Annotated in this window: 14 protein-coding genes; 11 read left to right on the forward strand and 3 right to left on the reverse strand. The window is 66.8% G+C overall.

Annotated elements, in window-relative coordinates:
* Nucleotides 1–2: 2 nt before the first annotated feature.
* The 4 genes from tssM to ABC347_RS16175 are packed head-to-tail and all read left to right on the forward strand — an operon-like array spanning nucleotide 3 to nucleotide 6,691.
* Entirely contained in the window at nucleotides 3–3,455 is a 3,453-nt protein-coding gene (tssM, locus tag ABC347_RS16160) for a type VI secretion system membrane subunit TssM (RefSeq protein WP_413246735.1), read from the forward strand.
* Nucleotides 3,456–3,474: 19 nt separating this feature from the next.
* Entirely contained in the window at nucleotides 3,475–3,987 is a 513-nt protein-coding gene (gene tagF / locus ABC347_RS16165) for a type VI secretion system-associated protein TagF (protein ID WP_413247085.1), read from the forward strand.
* Nucleotides 3,984–4,754 (forward strand): PP2C family protein-serine/threonine phosphatase, encoded by a 771-nt coding sequence (locus ABC347_RS16170; protein ID WP_413246736.1) that lies wholly within the window; start codon nucleotides 3,984–3,986, stop codon nucleotides 4,752–4,754. The genes tagF and ABC347_RS16170 overlap by 4 nt, the downstream gene beginning before the upstream one ends.
* Complete coding sequence (locus ABC347_RS16175) at nucleotides 4,751–6,691, forward strand: serine/threonine-protein kinase (protein WP_413246737.1); 1,941 nt, start codon at nucleotides 4,751–4,753, stop codon at nucleotides 6,689–6,691. Before ABC347_RS16170 ends, ABC347_RS16175 begins: the two co-directional genes overlap by 4 nt.
* 8 nt (nucleotides 6,692–6,699) lie before the next feature.
* Here the strand turns inward: ABC347_RS16175 and tagH are convergent, their stop codons facing one another.
* From tagH to ABC347_RS16190, 3 genes are all read right to left on the reverse strand, one after another.
* Nucleotides 6,700–8,475 carry a type VI secretion system-associated FHA domain protein TagH gene (tagH, locus tag ABC347_RS16180; RefSeq protein ID WP_413246738.1) on the reverse strand — a complete coding sequence of 592 codons (1,776 nt, stop codon included), beginning with the start codon at nucleotides 8,473–8,475 and terminating at the stop codon, nucleotides 6,700–6,702.
* Entirely contained in the window at nucleotides 8,475–9,026 is a 552-nt protein-coding gene (locus ABC347_RS16185; protein ID WP_413246739.1) for a DUF6931 family protein, read from the reverse strand. The genes tagH and ABC347_RS16185 overlap by 1 nt, the downstream gene beginning before the upstream one ends.
* 65 nt (nucleotides 9,027–9,091) lie before the next feature.
* On the reverse strand, nucleotides 9,092–11,002 hold the full coding sequence (locus ABC347_RS16190) for a type VI secretion system Vgr family protein (RefSeq protein ID WP_413246740.1): 1,911 nt from the start codon (nucleotides 11,000–11,002) through the stop codon (nucleotides 9,092–9,094).
* Nucleotides 11,003–11,187: 185 nt separating this feature from the next.
* On the opposite strand from ABC347_RS16190, the gene ABC347_RS16195 reads away from it, so the two are divergent.
* From ABC347_RS16195 to tssE, 7 genes are all read left to right on the forward strand, one after another.
* Nucleotides 11,188–11,874, forward strand: coding sequence for an OmpA family protein (locus tag ABC347_RS16195; protein WP_413246741.1), 687 nt, complete (start codon nucleotides 11,188–11,190; stop codon nucleotides 11,872–11,874).
* A 93-nt stretch (nucleotides 11,875–11,967) separates the two neighbouring features.
* Nucleotides 11,968–12,990: a type VI secretion system protein TssA gene (gene tssA, locus ABC347_RS16200; protein WP_413246742.1), complete on the forward strand. Its 1,023-nt coding sequence runs from the start codon at nucleotides 11,968–11,970 to the stop codon at nucleotides 12,988–12,990.
* A 108-nt stretch (nucleotides 12,991–13,098) separates the two neighbouring features.
* The gene (gene tssB / locus ABC347_RS16205) at nucleotides 13,099–13,620 is read left to right on the forward strand and encodes a type VI secretion system contractile sheath small subunit (protein WP_413246743.1); all 522 of its coding nucleotides are present in this window, start codon (nucleotides 13,099–13,101) and stop codon (nucleotides 13,618–13,620) included.
* Nucleotides 13,621–13,689: 69 nt separating this feature from the next.
* Nucleotides 13,690–15,180, forward strand: a complete 1,491-nt coding sequence (gene tssC / locus ABC347_RS16210; protein WP_413246744.1) for a type VI secretion system contractile sheath large subunit — start codon at nucleotides 13,690–13,692, stop codon at nucleotides 15,178–15,180.
* A gap of 56 nt (nucleotides 15,181–15,236) precedes the next feature.
* Nucleotides 15,237–15,719, forward strand: coding sequence for an Hcp family type VI secretion system effector (locus tag ABC347_RS16215; protein WP_413246745.1), 483 nt, complete (start codon nucleotides 15,237–15,239; stop codon nucleotides 15,717–15,719).
* A gap of 24 nt (nucleotides 15,720–15,743) precedes the next feature.
* Nucleotides 15,744–16,532: a type VI secretion system accessory protein TagJ gene (locus tag ABC347_RS16220; RefSeq protein ID WP_413246746.1), complete on the forward strand. Its 789-nt coding sequence runs from the start codon at nucleotides 15,744–15,746 to the stop codon at nucleotides 16,530–16,532.
* A gap of 5 nt (nucleotides 16,533–16,537) precedes the next feature.
* Nucleotides 16,538–17,071 carry a type VI secretion system baseplate subunit TssE gene (gene tssE / locus ABC347_RS16225; protein ID WP_413246747.1) on the forward strand — a complete coding sequence of 178 codons (534 nt, stop codon included), beginning with the start codon at nucleotides 16,538–16,540 and terminating at the stop codon, nucleotides 17,069–17,071.
* Nucleotides 17,072–17,073 lie beyond the last annotated feature (2 nt).

The raw sequence follows: 17,073 nt of genomic DNA on the forward strand, positions 1-17,073 counted from the left end.
CGATGAAGCGCTTCTTCACCAACTGGTGGTTCGTCTCGGCAGTGGTGGCGCTGCTGGTGCTGCTGGTGCTGATCGTCGGCCTGCCGATCTTCGTCGGCTTCATGCGGCCATGGTGGGTGCGGCTGATCGTCGCCGTACTGGTGATTGGCGTCTGGGGGCTGCTGGCGTTCCTACGCGCGCGCGCGGCCAAGAAGGGGGCGGATGCAATCGCGGCGGAGCTCGCGGCGCCGTCTGCCGCGGACCAGGAGAGCCAGCAGCTGGCGCAGCGGATGACAGAGGCCCTGGGCCAGCTGAAGACGGCCGCCGGCAAGAAGAACCGCGACTATCTGTATAGCCGGCCATGGTACATCATCATCGGCCCGCCAGGTGCCGGCAAAACGACCGCACTCGTCCATTCCGGGCTGCGCTTCCCATTCGAGAACCAGGCGTTCAGGGGTGTCGGCGGCACCCGCAACCTGGATTTCATGTTCGCCGACGAGGCCGTGCTGGTCGATACGGCGGGCCGCTACACGAGCCAGGACTCGGACGCTTCGGTCGACGGCAAGGCTTGGAACAGCTTCCTCGGCTTGCTGAAGCGCAACCGTCCGCTGCAGCCGATCAACGGCGTGATCGTGGCGATCGGGGTGGACGAGCTGATCCGCGGCGATCGCCAGTCGATCGACAACCATGCCGCCGCGGTCCGCCGCCGGCTGGCCGAGCTGCGCCGCGCGCTCGAGATCAAGGTGCCGGTCTATGTGCTGCTGACGAAGGCCGATCTGCTGGCCGGCTTCGTCGAATATCATGACGACCTCGATGTCGAGGGGCGTCGGGCAGTGCTGGGCCACACGCTGGCGCTGAACCAGGCCAAGCCCAGTGCCGAGCAGCTGACGACCGCTTTCGACGCACTCGCGCGCGAAGTCTCCGCCCGGCAGGCCAAGCGGCTGGCGGAAGAGCCCGATGCGCAGCGGCGTGCCTTGCTGCTGGGCTTTCCATCGCAGCTGGCATCGCTGCGCACGCGGCTGATGCGCTTCCTGGACGGCGCGTTCGTGGCGGGGGACGAGCCCGCGGGCGTGCTGCGTGGCTTCTATCTGACTTCGGGCGTGCAGGAAGGCGCGCCGCTCGACCGGATCATCTCCGGCATGGCGGATGTATATGATGCGCCGCGCAGCACGGCCCAGGGATCGGGCCGCGCCTATTTCCTCAACCGGCTGCTGGGCGAAGTGATGTTCCCGGAAGCCGGGCTGGTGCAGATGGATCCGGCCGCGCGCAAGCGCCAGAAGGGCGTGCTGGTCGGCGCGATTGCGGGGATCGCCGCGCTGTCGTTGCTGACCCTGGTGGCGTGGGGGGTCAGCTTCGCCAAGAATTGCAGCTTCCAGAACGAGACGCTGGCCAAGGCGACGGCAACGCGCGCGCTGGTGAAGGACAGCGGCATCGATCTGGTCGAGGTGCGCGACAGCGACGCCACGCTGGAGCAATCGCTCGACGCGCTTATTGCGCTGCGCACGTTGCCGCGGGGTTATCAGGAACGGCAGGCGGGCGGGGCGCCGCTGTCGATGCGGTTCGGCCTGTTTCAACGATCGCTGAGCCAGCAGAACGAGGAGGCCTATCGCGAGGGGCTGCGCCGGATCCTGCTGCCGCGCATCCTGCTGCAGCTGGAACAGCATATGGCGCAGAACCTGGCCAACCCGCTGGCGATCTACGAGCCGCTGAAAGTTTATCTGATGCTCGGCGGATTGGGTCCGATGGACGCGAAGGCCGTCCGGCGCTGGGTGGAGGCGAACTGGGCCAACGAAGCCTATCCGGGCGGGGACGCGGCGGAAATGCGCACCGCGCTGAGCCGGCATCTGAAATCGCTGCTCGAGGACGACAATCTCGCGGCCGCCTGGCCGCAGCGCAAGGCGCCGCTGGATGGCCAGCTGATCGCGTCCGCCCGCGCAGCCGTACAGCAGATGTCGATGGCGGAACGCGCCTATGCGATCCTGCGGCAGAAGGCGCTGGCCGGCGGCGGTGACGACTGGCAGGCGGGCACCGCGATCGGCAGCGGGCAGGCCCAGGCCTTTGCCAACCCAGATCAGGTGCTGTCGCTGACGGTGCCGTTCCTATTCACGCAGAAGGGCTTCAACACCGCCTATCAGGCAGGCCTCGGCACGGTGCAGAATGATCTGAAGGCCGATCTGTGGGTGCTGGGAGGCGATGCCAACACCACCGGCGTTCGCGAGCAGATCAGCGGGGTGCGCGGTGGCGTCGCCAACCTATACGCGCGCGATTACATCGCGGCGTGGGAAGGCGTGATCGCGACCGCGAAGCCCGCCGACTATTTCAACAACGCGCCTGCGCGCGCCGCCTTCACCGCCGCCCCCTCGCCCCTGAAGCTGTTGCTGCTTGAGGTGCGCAAGAACACCATCTTCAAGGGCGGCGCGACCGCGGCGCGCGACATGATCTCGCAGCGGGTGACGAGCCGGCTGGGGCAGGCGGCGCAACTGGTGCCGGGCGCGCAGGGGCTCGACGCGGCATCCGCGATCACTGCGCACTTCAAGCCGATCCACGACTATGTCGGCGACGGCAAGGCGCCCGGCCCGATCGACGAGTTCGTGGGTGCGGTGCGATCGGCCGGGCTCGCACTGGAGCAGGCGAAGCTTGCCGGCGGCGGGCTCGGCGCGGAAGCGGCCCAGGCGGCCACCGCGCAGGCGATCGCGCAGGTGAATGCGGCCGCCGCGGGCGCACCGCCGCAGATGCAACCCTTCGTCGCCGATCTCGCCAAGGGGGGCGGTCAGGCGCAAGTCGGGGCGGCGACGGGCGCGGTGGCGGATGCCTATGTGCAGACCGTGCTGCCCGCCTGCCGTGCCGTGTCGCAGGATCGCTACCCATTCTTCCAGGCATCGGCGAACGACCTGTCGACGGTCGATGCCGGCCGTGTGTTCGGGCTGGCCGGGGTGGTGGACAGCTTCGTGACCCAGCGGTTGATGCCGTTGATGGACATCACAGGACCGATCTGGCGCTGGAAGGAAGGTGATCCGGTCGCATCGACACTGGATCCCGCCACACCCGATGCCTTCGCCAAGGCGGCCGAGGTGCGCGATCTGTTGTCGGGCGGGCTGACGCTGCGGATCGAGCCGATCACCTATGCCGGCGGTGTCGATGCAGTGCAGTTCCAGAGCGGGGATACGACCTACAGGTTCGATGCCACCAACAAGGCGCCCAAGCAGATCCGCTGGTCCGCGCAGGGCGGGCTACCGGAAGCGAGCGTGGTGCTCTACAAAGGTACGACGGAAGTGGCGCGGATGAGCGAAGAAGGCGTTTGGGCGCTGTTCCGCCTGATCGACAAGGCGAAGCGCGAAAATGCCGGGCCGACCGCATTCCTGGCAACGTTCGGTCAGGCGCCCGCCACGGCCACGCTGCGCGTGATCCTGCCGGACGAGCGCAATCCGTTCAGCCGCGGCGGCATGTGGACCTTCCGCTGCCCGGTCACGCTGTGAGCGCAATCCGGTGAGCGCGATGCTGTTCGGCAAGCTGCCCGCACATGGCGACTTCGTAAGCCGCGGCATCCTGCCATCCACACGCAATGGGCTGGACCAGTGGCTGGCCGGCGAGATCGCCGATGCCCGTGCCACGTTCGCGACCGACTTCGAGGCGCGATACGACCGCGCGCCGCCATGGCGCTTTGCGGTTGAGGGTGGCGAGGGCTGGATCGCGGGTGCAATCGCGCCGTCTGTCGATGCGGTCGGCCGGCGCTTCCCATTGCTCGTGGCGGCCAGCGCCGACCTTGAGTCCGCGGCCGGCGTCGCCGCGGTCTGCGAGGACCTGATCTACGCCGCGTTCGGCGATGGATGGGACGCGGATCGGTTGCATGCGGCGCTCCGTGCCGTCACCGCGTCCGATCAGGCTGGGGCGCCCCGTGCGGGCTGGTGGCTGGCGGACGAAGGCGGCACGATCATCGAACGACTTGACGGCGAGCGTCCGAGCGGGCTGATCCGCGCGATGCTGGCCGAACGGGAGATTGCCGGATGAGTGTCGCGGCGCTGCGACTGGAGGGAGTCGCGCTGACCGATGTTGGCCGCGTCCGCGATGCCAATGAAGACGCCTATTGCGCGCGGCCGGAGCATGGCCTGTGGGCCGTGGCCGATGGCATGGGCGGGCATGAGCGCGGCGAATGGGCATCGGCCGCCATCTGCGATTCGCTGGCCGCGACGAACGTGGATGGTGATTTCAATACCGCGCTGAACGCGATGGCCGATGCCATCCATGCCGCTAACGGGCGCATCTTTTCCGAAGCCAGCGCCAAGGGTGAGCAGATGGGATCGACGGTCGTCGCGATCCTGATGCGCGAGCGCAAGTTCGGGGTGCTGTGGGCCGGCGACAGCCGCGCTTATCTGCTCCGCGACGGATATCTCCACCGGCTGACGCGCGATCACACCCAGGTGCAGGAAATGGTCGACCGCGGGCTGCTGACGCCCGAGGCCGCCGAAGGGCATCCGATGGGGCATGTGCTGGCGCGCGCCGTGGGCGTGCGCAATGATCTGGAGCTGGACGCGATCGCCGACGAGATGCAGCCGGGCGACATTTTCATGCTGTGCAGTGACGGACTGACCGGCGTGCTAGACGAACAGGAGATCGCCCGATTGCTCGATCCCGCGAGCGGGCCGGCGGCGCCGGAGCGACTGGTGAAGCTCTGCCTGGAACGAGGTGCCCCGGACAATGTAACGGTGGTGTCGGTGGCCGCCAACGAGCCGACGCTATTGTCGTTCGCGGCACCCGACGGGGGATATCCGCTGTGACCGGTGACGATCGCCAGCCGCCCGAGGACGGGGACCGGACGGTCTTCCTGCCATCTGGCGGGGTGCCGCCGAGTGCGCCGCCGCCCCCGCCCGCACAGCAGCCGACGATGGTGCCGGGCAACATGACCTATGTGCCGATGGCGCCGCGCACCGATGGCGATCGAATCCAGGTCGGCGACGTGCTGAACCACATCTTCCGGGTTGATCGCTTCATCGCGCGGGGCGGGATGGGCGAGGTGTTCGAGGGCATCAACGTGTCATCCGACGAGCGGGTGGCGATCAAGGTGATGCTGCCCGCACTGGCGGCCGATCCGAACGTGCAGGCGATGTTCCGCAAGGAAGCCCGCACGCTGACCCGCCTGAGCCACCCCGCGCTGGTGCAGTATCGGGTGCTGGCGCAGGAGCCGCAGCTGGGCGTGCTCTACATCGTCACCGAATATATCGATGGGAAAAACCTTGCCGACGTGCTGGGTTCGATCGACGCGACGCCACAGGACCTGGCGGCGCTGACCCGGCGGCTGGCCGATGGGCTGCGCGTGGCGCATGGGCTGGGTGCGATCCACCGGGACATCTCACCGGACAATGTGCTGCTGGAGGACGGTCGGCTCGACAAGGCCAAGATCATCGACTTCGGCATCGCCAAGGATCTCGATCCCGGATCGAAGACGATCGTTGGCGACGGATTCGCCGGCAAGCTGAACTATGTCGCGCCCGAGCAGCTAGGCGATTTCGGGCGCGACGTGGGGCCGTGGAGCGACGTCTATTCGCTGGGTTTGGTGATCCTGGCGGTGGCGATAGGGCGCAATGTCGACATGGGCGCGACACTGGTTGATGCGGTCGACAAGCGGCGCGCGGGCCCCGATCTGTCGGCGATTCCAGATCCGTTGCGGCCGGTGCTGGCGCAGATGCTGGCGGCAAACCCGGCCGATCGGTTGCGATCGATGGACGATGTAGTGGCCGCGCTCGACGGCATCGGCCGCCCGGCCACCGCCTTCGTGCGCGAGCCCGGCCCTGTCACAAAGGGCGATGGCGCCGGTGGCGGCAAGGGCAAGACGGGTCTGCTGGTGGGCGGCGGCATCGCTGTTGCGCTGGCGCTGGCGATTGGCGGTTATACGATGCTGGGCGGTGGCGGCGACACGCCGGCGGCCGGCGGCGAAAGCAAGGCCGGATCGGGTACCACCACGGTGGCCGCGCCGGCCGGATCCCCGGTTGAAGCCGCGCGCGCCGCGATCAACACCGCGCTCCCTGCGATCGGATGCACCTGGCTCGACATCAGCGACATCCGCCAGTCCGGCGACGGCGTCGGCGTGGCGATGACCGGCGTGGCATCGGCGCCGGGCAAGGCGCAGGCAGCGATTTCCTCGGCGCTGGCCGACAAGGGGATCAGCGCCAAGGACATTAATTTCGACGAAGTGGCGAGCGTACCGGCAAGCACCTGCACCGCGCTGGATGCGCTGCGCTCGATCCGTAAACCCGATGCCACCGGCCTGTCGGTCGAGCAGACGAAGTGGGAGATGGCGTTCAATTCCGATCCGCAATGGAACAAGGTCGTGGCACAGGTGATCCTGAACCTGGATCTCGGCTCGCCGGGGGCCGGGGCGGCCGTGTTCGGCCTGCAGGAAACCGGTGCGATCGAAAATATCGCAGAGGGCGGTCAGCCGACCCGGCAGGCGCTGGAGGCCATCGTCGCCGCGCAGCCCGGCATGACGAAGACCGGCGCCAACAGCTATCGCTTCCCGCTGACGATCGACCACAAGGGCTGGTCGGGATTCCTGCTGCTGACCGGGCAGGAGCCGTTCGATGCGGCGCTGATCACGACCCCGCCCGCGCAGCGCGGTGGCGACTGGAAGGGTCGCTTCCTGGCGGAGGCGAAGGCCAAGGGGTGGCAGTCCGAAATGGTCTGGTTCAAGACCGTGGACGATATCCCGGAGAGCTGAGACCGGGATCAGCGGCGCGGCCGGCGCGCTGCATTCTCCTCATAGGCGCGTTTGAATTCCTTGGCGAAGACATCCATGAACGCTTCGTCCGATCCTTGGGCGACGCCGCCGAACTCGCGCTCATAGGCCTGCCACAGCGCGGCATCCTTCGCGCCGGGCAAGATCTTCTGGAGCAGCCCGCCGGTCTCTGCGCGCTTGCGGATTGCGGCGGGCGAAAATCGTTCGAGGGTCGCCTTCAGCGCGCCCTGCATCGCGCGCAGCGTGGCCATCTGGTGCGACTGGAGATCGTGGAAGGCATCTTCCACCGCGCGATCCGCGGGCATGAAGCCGCGTTCCTGCGGGTTCAGCAGCTGCGCCAGCGCCTGTTCGGGCGTGCGGGCGAACTTGATCGGGTTGTTGCCGTCGAATTCCAGACTGGTGGATTGCGCCCCCATCTGTGCCTTGGCGCGCGCCCGCGCCTCCAGCATCACGACCAGCCCGGCCACGACGCGGCGCACGAGGCCGCCGGCGGCGGCGAGGGCATCGGCCTCCGCCAGTTTAAGATCGGCACGCGACAGCCCGGCTTCGGCAAGGAAACGATCGAACCCGGGCCCGCCGCCCGGCGAGGACGGAGCGGGAGCGGGCGTCGCCGGCGGTGGCGCGGCGGGGGCCGGGCGGAGCGGAGGCGCCGCCGCGGGCAGCGCAGCCGACGGCGCAGGCTTCGACAGGCCGAGCGGATCGGCGGCGGGAACCGGCGGGGCGGCGGCCTGCCCGAAGCCGCCGCGCGCCCAATCGACGACATTGGTGTCGGTCAGCTTGCCCCAGACATTCTCGGCCGTGGGCGGCGGGGGGCGATCGGGCGCAGCGCTGGACCAGCCGGATGCGCCGGGATCCGGTGCCGCGGCAGGCTGATCCCAGGCGGAGGGGTTGGCAGGATGCGCGAGGGCGGGCGGGGCCTGTTTGGCCAGCATGTCGGCGCCGCCCCATCCCGAAGCCGCGGGCGCCGATGCCGGGGGCGGCGCTCCCCAGCCGCCGGCGGCCGGCGTCGGATTGATTGCGCCCCATCCCGCGGCGGCGGGGGGTGCCGGGTCCGGTGCGGACGGCGCGGCACCCCATCCTGATGAGGCCGGCGCCGGATCGGCCGGCCCCCACCCGCCGGCCGCAGGCGATGGTTCGGGCGAGCCCCAGCTGCCGGCTGCGGGCGGGGCGGGATCGGGTGATCCCCAGCCGCCGGGCGCGGGCGGGGCCGGATCGGGCGAACCCCATCCGGACGCGGCGGGCGGGGCGGGCGGCGGCGGTGGCGCCCAGCTGCCCGACATCGGACCCTGGCCGGAGATCGCCGACATCGGAGCCGGACTGTCCCACCCACTGGCGCTGGCCGGGGCCGCAGCAGCCTCGCCCCAGCCGCCCCAGCCCGCCGATTGCGGTTGCGGCGCCGCGACCGGAGCCGGCGCGGCCTGCCCTCCGGTCAGCGTGCAGACGATCTCGTAATGGCCGATCGTGATGATATCGCCCGATTTTAGGGGCTGTGCCTCGAACGAGCGTTCGGTGGCATGGTTGAGGAAGGTGCCATTGGTGCTGACGTCGATCAGGCTGTAGCGGCCATCGGCATAGACGATCTCAGCGTGGCGCGACGAGATGTGCGAGCGCGGATCGGGCAGGCTCCAGTCCACGGTCGGCGATCGGCCGATAATGGCGCCGCGCTGATCGAGCTCGAAGATGGTCGGCACGCCATTATCCAGCCTCTCGACATCGCGGATCGCAAGCGTGAGGCGTGGCGGCTGTCCCGGGGCTTCGAACCCCATCAGGCTTCGCCCGTCGCGTATTTCTCACCAGCCTCGAGCGCGGCCGCCAATTGGGAATTGGCATCCGGCGACCGGTGGGCCGCGGTAATGATCGCGGCGGCGGCCAGCTTGCCGCAGACCTCCGGATCTGGATTGACCGCGCCCTGATCCGGCGGCGCGATCGATCCGCCCGACATGAACACGGCGAACCCCAGCAGCCGTTCGGGCGCATCATCGTCGGCGCGCCCTGCGGCGTCATAGGCTTCGCGCCGGCGCGGCTCGTCCGGATCCTCAACCCAGCGGCGGGCGGCGGCCAGCGCCAGCCGATCGCCCGGATTGGTCTCATCACTCGGCAGCGCCCCCAGCACGCCTGTCGCCCAGGCCACGCCCTCGTAGCGCGGCAGCGCCACCCCGAGAAAGCTGACCGCCGCGGATAGCGCGCCATCGGCCTTCAGCGCTTCGAAATGGGCGGCGGGGCTCACTGATTCGGCCGGCGCCTCGGCATCCTTTACGCCGAGCAGCCGTGTCACCTGGCGTGCCTGCGTCCACCGCACTTTCGACCATATCGCCATGTCAGCCCGCCTCGAACGACGCCGAACCCTCAATGCCTTGCGCTACGTCCTGCGTGCGCGGCGCGTCAATTGATCATCGTCATGCCGCCCTTCAGGATCAGCATGCCGTCGCCCTTGATCGTCGTCATCGGTGCCTTGATCTCCGACATGCCCGATGCGCTGTTCTTGTACATCACCGATTTGACCGTGATGCCGGCCGGCGTCAGTTCGAGCGACGAATCGCCGCAGATCAGCTTGATGCTGGTCTGCGCGGTCATCGTGATGCTGGTGCCGGCATCGACCTTGATCCACTTGCCGACATCCAGCGTATCGGTCTCGCGGATCTTGACCTTGCGGCTGTTGCCGACCTTCACATCCTGATCATGGCCGACATGATGCGCCTCCTTATACCGGACGCGCGTGTTCATGTCGCGCGAGGCGTACATGAAGAACTCCTCCTTTCCGCCGTTGTCCTCGAAGCGGATCTCGTTGGCGGGCTGGGCCGGCACGTCGAGCGCCTCCGCGCCGGCGTACGGACCCTGATCGCCATAGGTCAGGCTGCGCCAAAGCATGCGCGTCTTGTTGGCCGGCAGGCCATAGACGGGCATCTGCGCGCCGTTGAACACCCGCCCCATCACAAGCGGTCGATCGGGATCGCCATCGAGGAATTCGACGACCACCTCGTGGCCGACACGCGGCAGGATGAGATTGCCCAGACCGCCGGTCTGCGAGACGCGGATCCAGCAGGTGCTGACCTGTCCCTCGGTCTTCGCGCGATCCCAGTGGAAGCGGACCTTCACCCGGCCATATTTGTCGCAATGGATCGTTTCGCCCCGGGGCCCGGTGACGATCGCGGTTTCCGGCCCGCGCACGACCGGCCGCGGTGTGGTGATCGGCGAATGCCAGCGCGTATCGGCGCGGATCGCCTCGAAATGGACGACATGTTCGCCCGCGCTGCCACCGCTGCGGTGGATCTCGGTCGCGATCACATGATGCGTGCGGGTGACCAGATATTCGGTGTTGAAACGGTCGTTGGGATGGTCCTGCAGCGTGAACTTGTAGCCGGCGACCAGCGAGGCCAGCTGGGTTTCCGAGCTATAGGTCTGCCGGCCCGCCCGACGCGACTCCAGCAGCATGGTGGCCAGCCGCTTGCCATCGCCCTCCTGCACATAATTGCCTGGCCACTGATAGACTTCGAGCGCGTCGAGCGGATGGGCCTGCTTCTCGGGATGATTGACCTCGACCGGACGCTGCGGCTTCTCGAAATCGAAGTCGCGCATCGTCACCTTCTGCTCGGCACCCGTGACGACACGTTCCTGCCAGCGCTGCAGGAACTTGCTTGCACCGCTGTCCGACCTGGCGGCGCTGTCGGCGTTGCCGACCGATCCCGAGGTTGGGTTATAGGTCAGCACCGCCGGCTTGCCCGCGCTGTGGACCTGCGGTGCATCGCAAAGCATCAGCGTATGCCGGCCAGCTGCATGCTCGAAATAATAGTAAATCCCTTCTTCTTCGAGCAATCGCGAAATAAAAGCGAAGTCACTTTCGCCATATTGAACAGTATATTCGCGCTTGCGCAGCTTCGCTTTCGCGCCGGCATAATCGATATGCGCGAAGCCGTACGGAACCAGTGTCTCGCGGATGACGGCCAGCGCGTCCTTGTCCTGATGGATCGCGTAGTTGCGGTTCTGCGACAAAAGGTGCGTCCAGGGCCGCAGCACCAACCGGTAATGGAAGCCGGCGGTCTGTTCCGACAGATACTCGCCTTCGACCACGATGCCGTGGAAATGGCGCAAAAGCACGTCATCCTCATGGATCGCGACGCTGGCGGGCTTGCCCAGATGGGGCAGAATATCAAGCTCGCCAAGTTCCGAGAACAGATCGATCGTGATCACGAACGGGCGGCCGAGGCTCTCGATGGCCTCCACCCGCTCAAGCAGGATCTGCTCGTCGCCAAGATCGATCGTCAGACTGGTCTGGCGATTCGTCCCATCAGGCATAAACTCTTCCCCCGGCGATCATCCTGCCGATGCCGCCATTTGGCCGTCGATACTACACGGCAAAGTGACAACTGCAATCTCGGGGCTTTGTTAACAATGTATTGTGTTGCGAGTCACAGCACTCGTGAATTATAGCGAGTAGATAGCGAATCCATTGGGAACGCTCTATCGGGGGATTTCGGATCATGCGGAGCATCGTTCTTGCTTCGGTCGCAATTATCGGCCTGACGGCGAGCGCCGCGGCCAGCGCACAGACGGCGCCCAGCCGCAGCGCAGAAGACATTGTCTGCGAGCTGACCGGCGATTGCGGCCAGACTGCCGCGCCCGATGCATCCCAGCAGCTTGACGTGCCGAAGGAAGCGGCATTCAGCTTCGCGAAGCCCGGTCTGAAGGCTGCGGCCCGTCCCGCGCCTGCGCCGGCCGCCCGTGTCGCGGCGTCCGCGGCCAGGCCCGGTGCCGCCGCGGCGAGCCGGATCGCGACGGCCAACCGCACCGGCGCGGTTGCCGGGCGTGCCGCCGTGGCTGCGGCACCTGCCACCGGCATCGACATGCGGATCACCTTCGGCTCCGGCTCTGCCGAAATGACACCGCAGGGCAAGGCGGAGGCGGCGCAGTTCGCAAAGGCGCTGGCGCTGCCCGCGCTCGCCAGCAAGCGGTTCGTCGTCGAAGGCCATACCGATGGAGTCGGCAATCGTGACGCCAACCTGCGCCTTTCGCAGGCGCGTGCCGAGTTGGTCGCGGATTATCTCAGGTCGCTCGGCATCGATGGCGGTCGGCTGGAAGCCAAGGGCTATGGCCCGGACAAGCCGCTGCCCGGCCGCGGCGTGATGGCGCCGGCCAATCGGCGGGTGCAGTTCGTTCCGCTGAGCTGATCGGCCGGACGGTTCGGCCGCGGGCGCGGGAAATCCGGGCCCGTCGCTTGTGTATCGGGTTCGCGAGCGGCGCGGCGACCGGGGGGGATATCGATGGCGGTTGAAGTCGCGGATCTGCTCGCTCCGGTATCGGACGAGAATCCGGTCGGCGAGGATCTGTCCTACGACGCCGAGCGCCAGCAGATCGAGATGGCGTTCGAAAGCTCGATCAGCGACGACAGCGGCGAGAGCGACGTCAACTGGCGTGACGTGATCGCGCTGATCGAGCAACAGAGCGCGCGCACCAAGGATATCTGGCTGCCGGTCTATCTGGCCCGCGCCGGCGCCCGCGCACGGCGGATCGAAACGGTGGCGACCGCGGCACAATATCTCGGCGGGTTGCTGGAAAGCTACTGGCCCACGCTCCATCCGCAGCTCGACGAATATGGCTTCCAGGGCCGCAAGGGCCCGTGTGAAGGATTGACCCGGCTGGGCGAGTTCATCCTGCCGCTGCGCCGCATCCCGCTGCTGCGCCACCCCCGGCTCGGCGAGTTCAGCGGAGCCGATTTCGAGCGATTTCGTGACAATGCCGAGGCGGAGGACGGCTATGGCCTGTTCCGTGCGGCGCTCGAGGATGCCGGCACCAATGCGCTGATCGAGGCGATCGCGCAGCTGGATGCGATCAAGGACGGAATCCAGCGTGCGGACCGCGTGCTGGTGGCCGAGGCGGATGGCGATACCGGCGCCAATTTCCGCGCGACCTATGATGCGCTCGATTCGATGCGCCGCGCGATCGCGCAGTTTGCGGGCGGATCGGCCGAGCCGGGTGCGACCGACGAGCCGGCTGATGGCGCCCTGGCAGCGGCGACCGCGCCGTCTCAGGGCGGACCTTCCGGCCCGGGGTTCGTCGCCGGGCGGATCGACTCGCGCGAGGATGTGCTGACGGCGCTCGACGCGATCACTGAATATTATCGCCGGCGTGAGCCGGGCAGCCCGGTGCCGCTGGCGCTGCGTCGCGCGCGGGACTGGGTGAATGCGGATTTTCTGTCGGTACTCGAAGATATCGCGCCCGGCGGCATGGACGAGGTCCGACGCGTACTGGTCTCCCAGAAAGGTGAGGCGCAGTCGTCTTGGTAATGACATGGGATCGTGATTGATGCGTTCCCGGGATTGGACTAGCCTTTGATTTGAGTGGCGGAAATCGGGGCGCTGCATCGAGCGCCGACCCAGCGAGAGGGGGAAGACATGGCGTCGAAGAGCGGGCAGAAGTTCATCAAGGAAAACCGGGCGCCGCGCGTCCATATCGAATATGAGGTGGAGACCTTCGGCAGCCGCCAGAAGATCGACCTGCCGTTCGTGATGGGCGTGATGTCCGACCTGTCGGGCAAGAGCCACGTCGAGAAGAAGTCGCTCGACAAGCGCGACTTCCAGGAATTCGACATGGACAATTTCGAGCAGCGGATGGCGGCGATCGCGCCGCGCGCGGCGTTCAATGTCGACAATACGCTGACCGGTGAGGGCAAGCTGGCGGTAGACCTGACCTTCAAGTCGATGGAGGACTTCTCGCCTGGCGCGGTCGCGAAGAATGTGCCCGCGATGGCCAAGCTGCTCGAGGCGCGGCAGCAGCTGAACGATCTGATGCTATACATGGACGGCAAGGACGGCGCGCAGGACCTGCTGGACAAGGTGCTGAAGGATCCGTCGCTGATGAAGGCGCTGGCCGCAGCGAAGCCCGCGGGCGACGCGCCGGCCGAACCGGAGGCCTGAGCGCCAACTTTCGGAACAGCGGCGTGCGGACGGCGCGCCGACAGATCAAATCGGGTGGGAGTCTAGAAGATGGCATCGGATCCGCTCCAGCAGGCTGGGCAGGCACAGGGCGAGGCGGTTGCGCTCGACGATTTCGCGTCGCTTCTCCAGAAGGAATTCAAGCCCAACGACGAGGCGCGCGCCAATCGGATCGAGAGCGCGGTGCAGACGCTGGCGGCCCAGGCGCTGGCCGATGTGAACGTCATCGGGGAAGACGTGTTCACCACGCTCGATGCGATGCGTTCGGCGATCGACCGCAAGCTTTCCGAACAGATGAACCAGATCATCCATCACAAGGATTTCCAGGCGCTCGAATCGGCCTGGCGCGGCCTGAACTACATGGTGATGAACACGTCGACGGGTAAGGATCTGAAGATCCGCGTGCTGAACATCGGCAAGGATGAATGCCGCAAGATGTTCCGGCAGTATCGCGATGCCGCCTGGGACCAGAGCCCGCTGTTCAAGAAAGTCTACGAGAGCGAATTCGGCCAGTTGGGCGGCCAGCCCTACGGCGCTTTTGTTTGCGATTATGCGTTCGATCACAGCGCGCCCGATCTCGAAGTGCTGAAAGGTCTTTCGAAGATCGGGGCGGCAGCGCATGCCCCGTTCATCTCGGCAGCAGCCCCCGGGCTGCTCGGCATGGAAAGCTGGCAGGAATTGTCCAATCCCCGTGATCTCGCCAAGCAGTTCGACGCGACCGATTATGTCGCGTGGCGCAGCTTCCGCGATTCGGCGGACAGCCGGTACATGGCGCTGACCATGCCGCGCTTCCTGGGCCGGCCGCTCTACGGCGCGAAGAGCGAGCCGGTCGAGGAGTTCGACTTCGAGGAGAAGGTGGACGGCGGGGCGCACGACAAGCATCTGTGGGTCAACGCGGCCTATGCGATGGGCGTGCGCATCACCGAGGCGTTCAAGACCTATGGCTGGTGCACCCGCATTCGCGGCGTGGAATCGGGCGGTACTGTGGAAGGCCTGCCGACCGCGATGTTCCCGACCGACGATGGCGGCGTGGACATGAAGTGCCCGACCGAGATCGCGATCTCGGACCGGCGCGAGGCCGAGCTGAGCAAGGCCGGGCTCATGGCGCTGATCCACCGCAAGAACACCGATCAGGCCACCTTCATCGGCGGCCAGACGCTGAACCAGCCAAAGGTCTACGAGGATCCGGCCGCGACCGCGAACGCGAACCTCTCGGCCCGGCTGCCCTATATCTTCGCCAGCTGCCGCTTCGCCCATTATCTGAAGTGCATGGTGCGCGATTGGGTGGGCGGCAATCGCGAGGCGCCGCAGCTGTCGCGCGATCTGAACAGCTGGATCATGCAATATGTCGATGGTCAGCCAGACTCGTCTTCGGAAGAGACGAAGGCCAAGCTGCCGTTGAAGGACGCCTCCGTCGAGATCATCCCCGACGAGGAAAACCCGGGTTATTACAAAGGCAAATTCATGTTCGTGCCCCACTATCAGCTGGAAGGCATGGATGTTTCGCTGAGCATGACTTCAAGGCTGCCGAAGAGCGGCTGACGACCGATAATGAAACGTGACGGGCTCGCGTTCAACACTGGTAGGGAGTGACTTAAATGGCAGCGGACATGTTCCTCAAGCTTGAGGGAATCAAGGGAGAGTCGACCGACAAGGCGCACAAGGAGTGGATCGACATCCTGTCGTTCAGCTTCGGTGTATCGCAGAGCGGAACCGCCAGCATGGGCGGGGGTGCCGGCGCGGGCAAGGCATCGTTCCAGGATCTTTCGATCACCAAGCGAGCGGATGCGAGCACGCCGATGCTGATGCTGAACTGCGCTGCGGGCACGCATATCAAGCAGGCGGATCTCGTGGTGCGCAAGGCGGGCGGCAACCAGGAGGAATATTACAAGGTCAAGATGACCAACCTGCTGGTGTCATCTTTCCAGAACGGCGGCAGCGATGGCGACAGCGTGCCGATCGAAACTTTGTCGATGAACTATTCGAAGATCGAATTCGAATATCGTCCGCAGACCGAGCAGGGCACGCTCGGGCCGCCCTCGAAGGCCGGCTGGGATCTCAAGCAGAACGTCAAGGTCTAGTCGCAGCGGTCGGGGGGCGATCCCTTGTCCACCGCGGACGACCTGTTCCGTGCCGGCGATCTCGACGGGGCCCGCAAGGCCCTTGTCGAGATCGTTCGTGCGCAGCCCGCCGACCAGCCGGCGCGGATGTTCCTCTTTCAGCTGCTGGCGCTGGCCGGCGAGTGGGAGAAGGCCCGCACGCAACTCAACATGCTCGCTCAGCTCTCGCCCGAGGCGCAGATGCTGACGATCGCTTATGGCCAGGCGATCGATGCCGAGCTCTACCGGGCCGAGGTATTCGCCGGGCGCAAACCGGCGCCGATGCTGGCGCGCGGTTCTGGCTGGGCGCAGGATTTGGCGGATTCCATCACCCACTTCGCCGCCGGCCGCGCCGATGAGGGCGAGGCTGCGCGCGCGCGCGCCTTCGATGCCGCGCCCGATACGCCGGGCACGCTGGACGGCGTCGCGTTCGACTGGATCGCGGATGCCGACAGCCGGTTCGGACCTGCGTTCGAGGTGATCGTGGCGGGTCAGTGGGGTATCGTGCCGTTCGATGCGATCGAGAGTATCCGCAGCGAAGGTCCGCGCGATCTGCGCGACATCATCTGGTATCCGGTCCAGCTCGGCTGGAAGAACGGCCAGTCGGTCGCCGCGATGATGCCGGCGCGTTATCCCGGCAGCGAAGCTTCGGCTGATCCCGCGATCCGGCTCGGCCGCACTACGGATTGGGCCGATGTGCCATCGGGACAAGTGGCGACCGGCCAGCGGCTGCTGACATTGTCGGACGGCGAGGACCGCGGGCTGCTCTCGCTGCGCCAGCTCAGCTTCGGCTGACGGCGATGGCGATCGGCCAGCGGCTGAACCCGACACTGTTCGACAAGCTGGTCGGTGGCCTGGAGGTCGAGGGGCTGATCGAGGATGGACGCGCGACCACCGAATCCAGCCGCGAGACGATGCGCAACTATGCGATCCCGCGGATCGAGCGCTTCAACGAGGAAGCGCTGCGTGCGACCGTGCGGCGCGAGATTGCCTGGCTGTTGAACACGACCAACCTGGCGGCGATCGTCGATCTCGAACCATATCCGCAGGTGCAGACCTCGGTTCTGAACTTCGGCGTACCGGATCTTGCCGGCAAGTCGCTGTCACGCCGCGTGATCCTGCAGCGGGCGCGCGAGATTCGCGCCGCGATCCGCGCGTTCGAGCCACGGATGGACGAATCCTCGCTGGTCGTGGAGCCGGTCGTCGAGCGTGAGCGCGAGAATGCGATTACCTATGTCATCCATGGCGATGTGCGATCGGCGGTCCAGGCGCTGCCGGTGAAGTTCCGTACCGATATCGAGAGCGATACCGCCGCCGTGACGGTACGGGAGTAGCG

This window comes from Sphingomonas canaveralia (assembly GCF_047238125.1).
In the GTDB taxonomy this organism is placed as follows: domain Bacteria; phylum Pseudomonadota; class Alphaproteobacteria; order Sphingomonadales; family Sphingomonadaceae; genus JBDFMH01.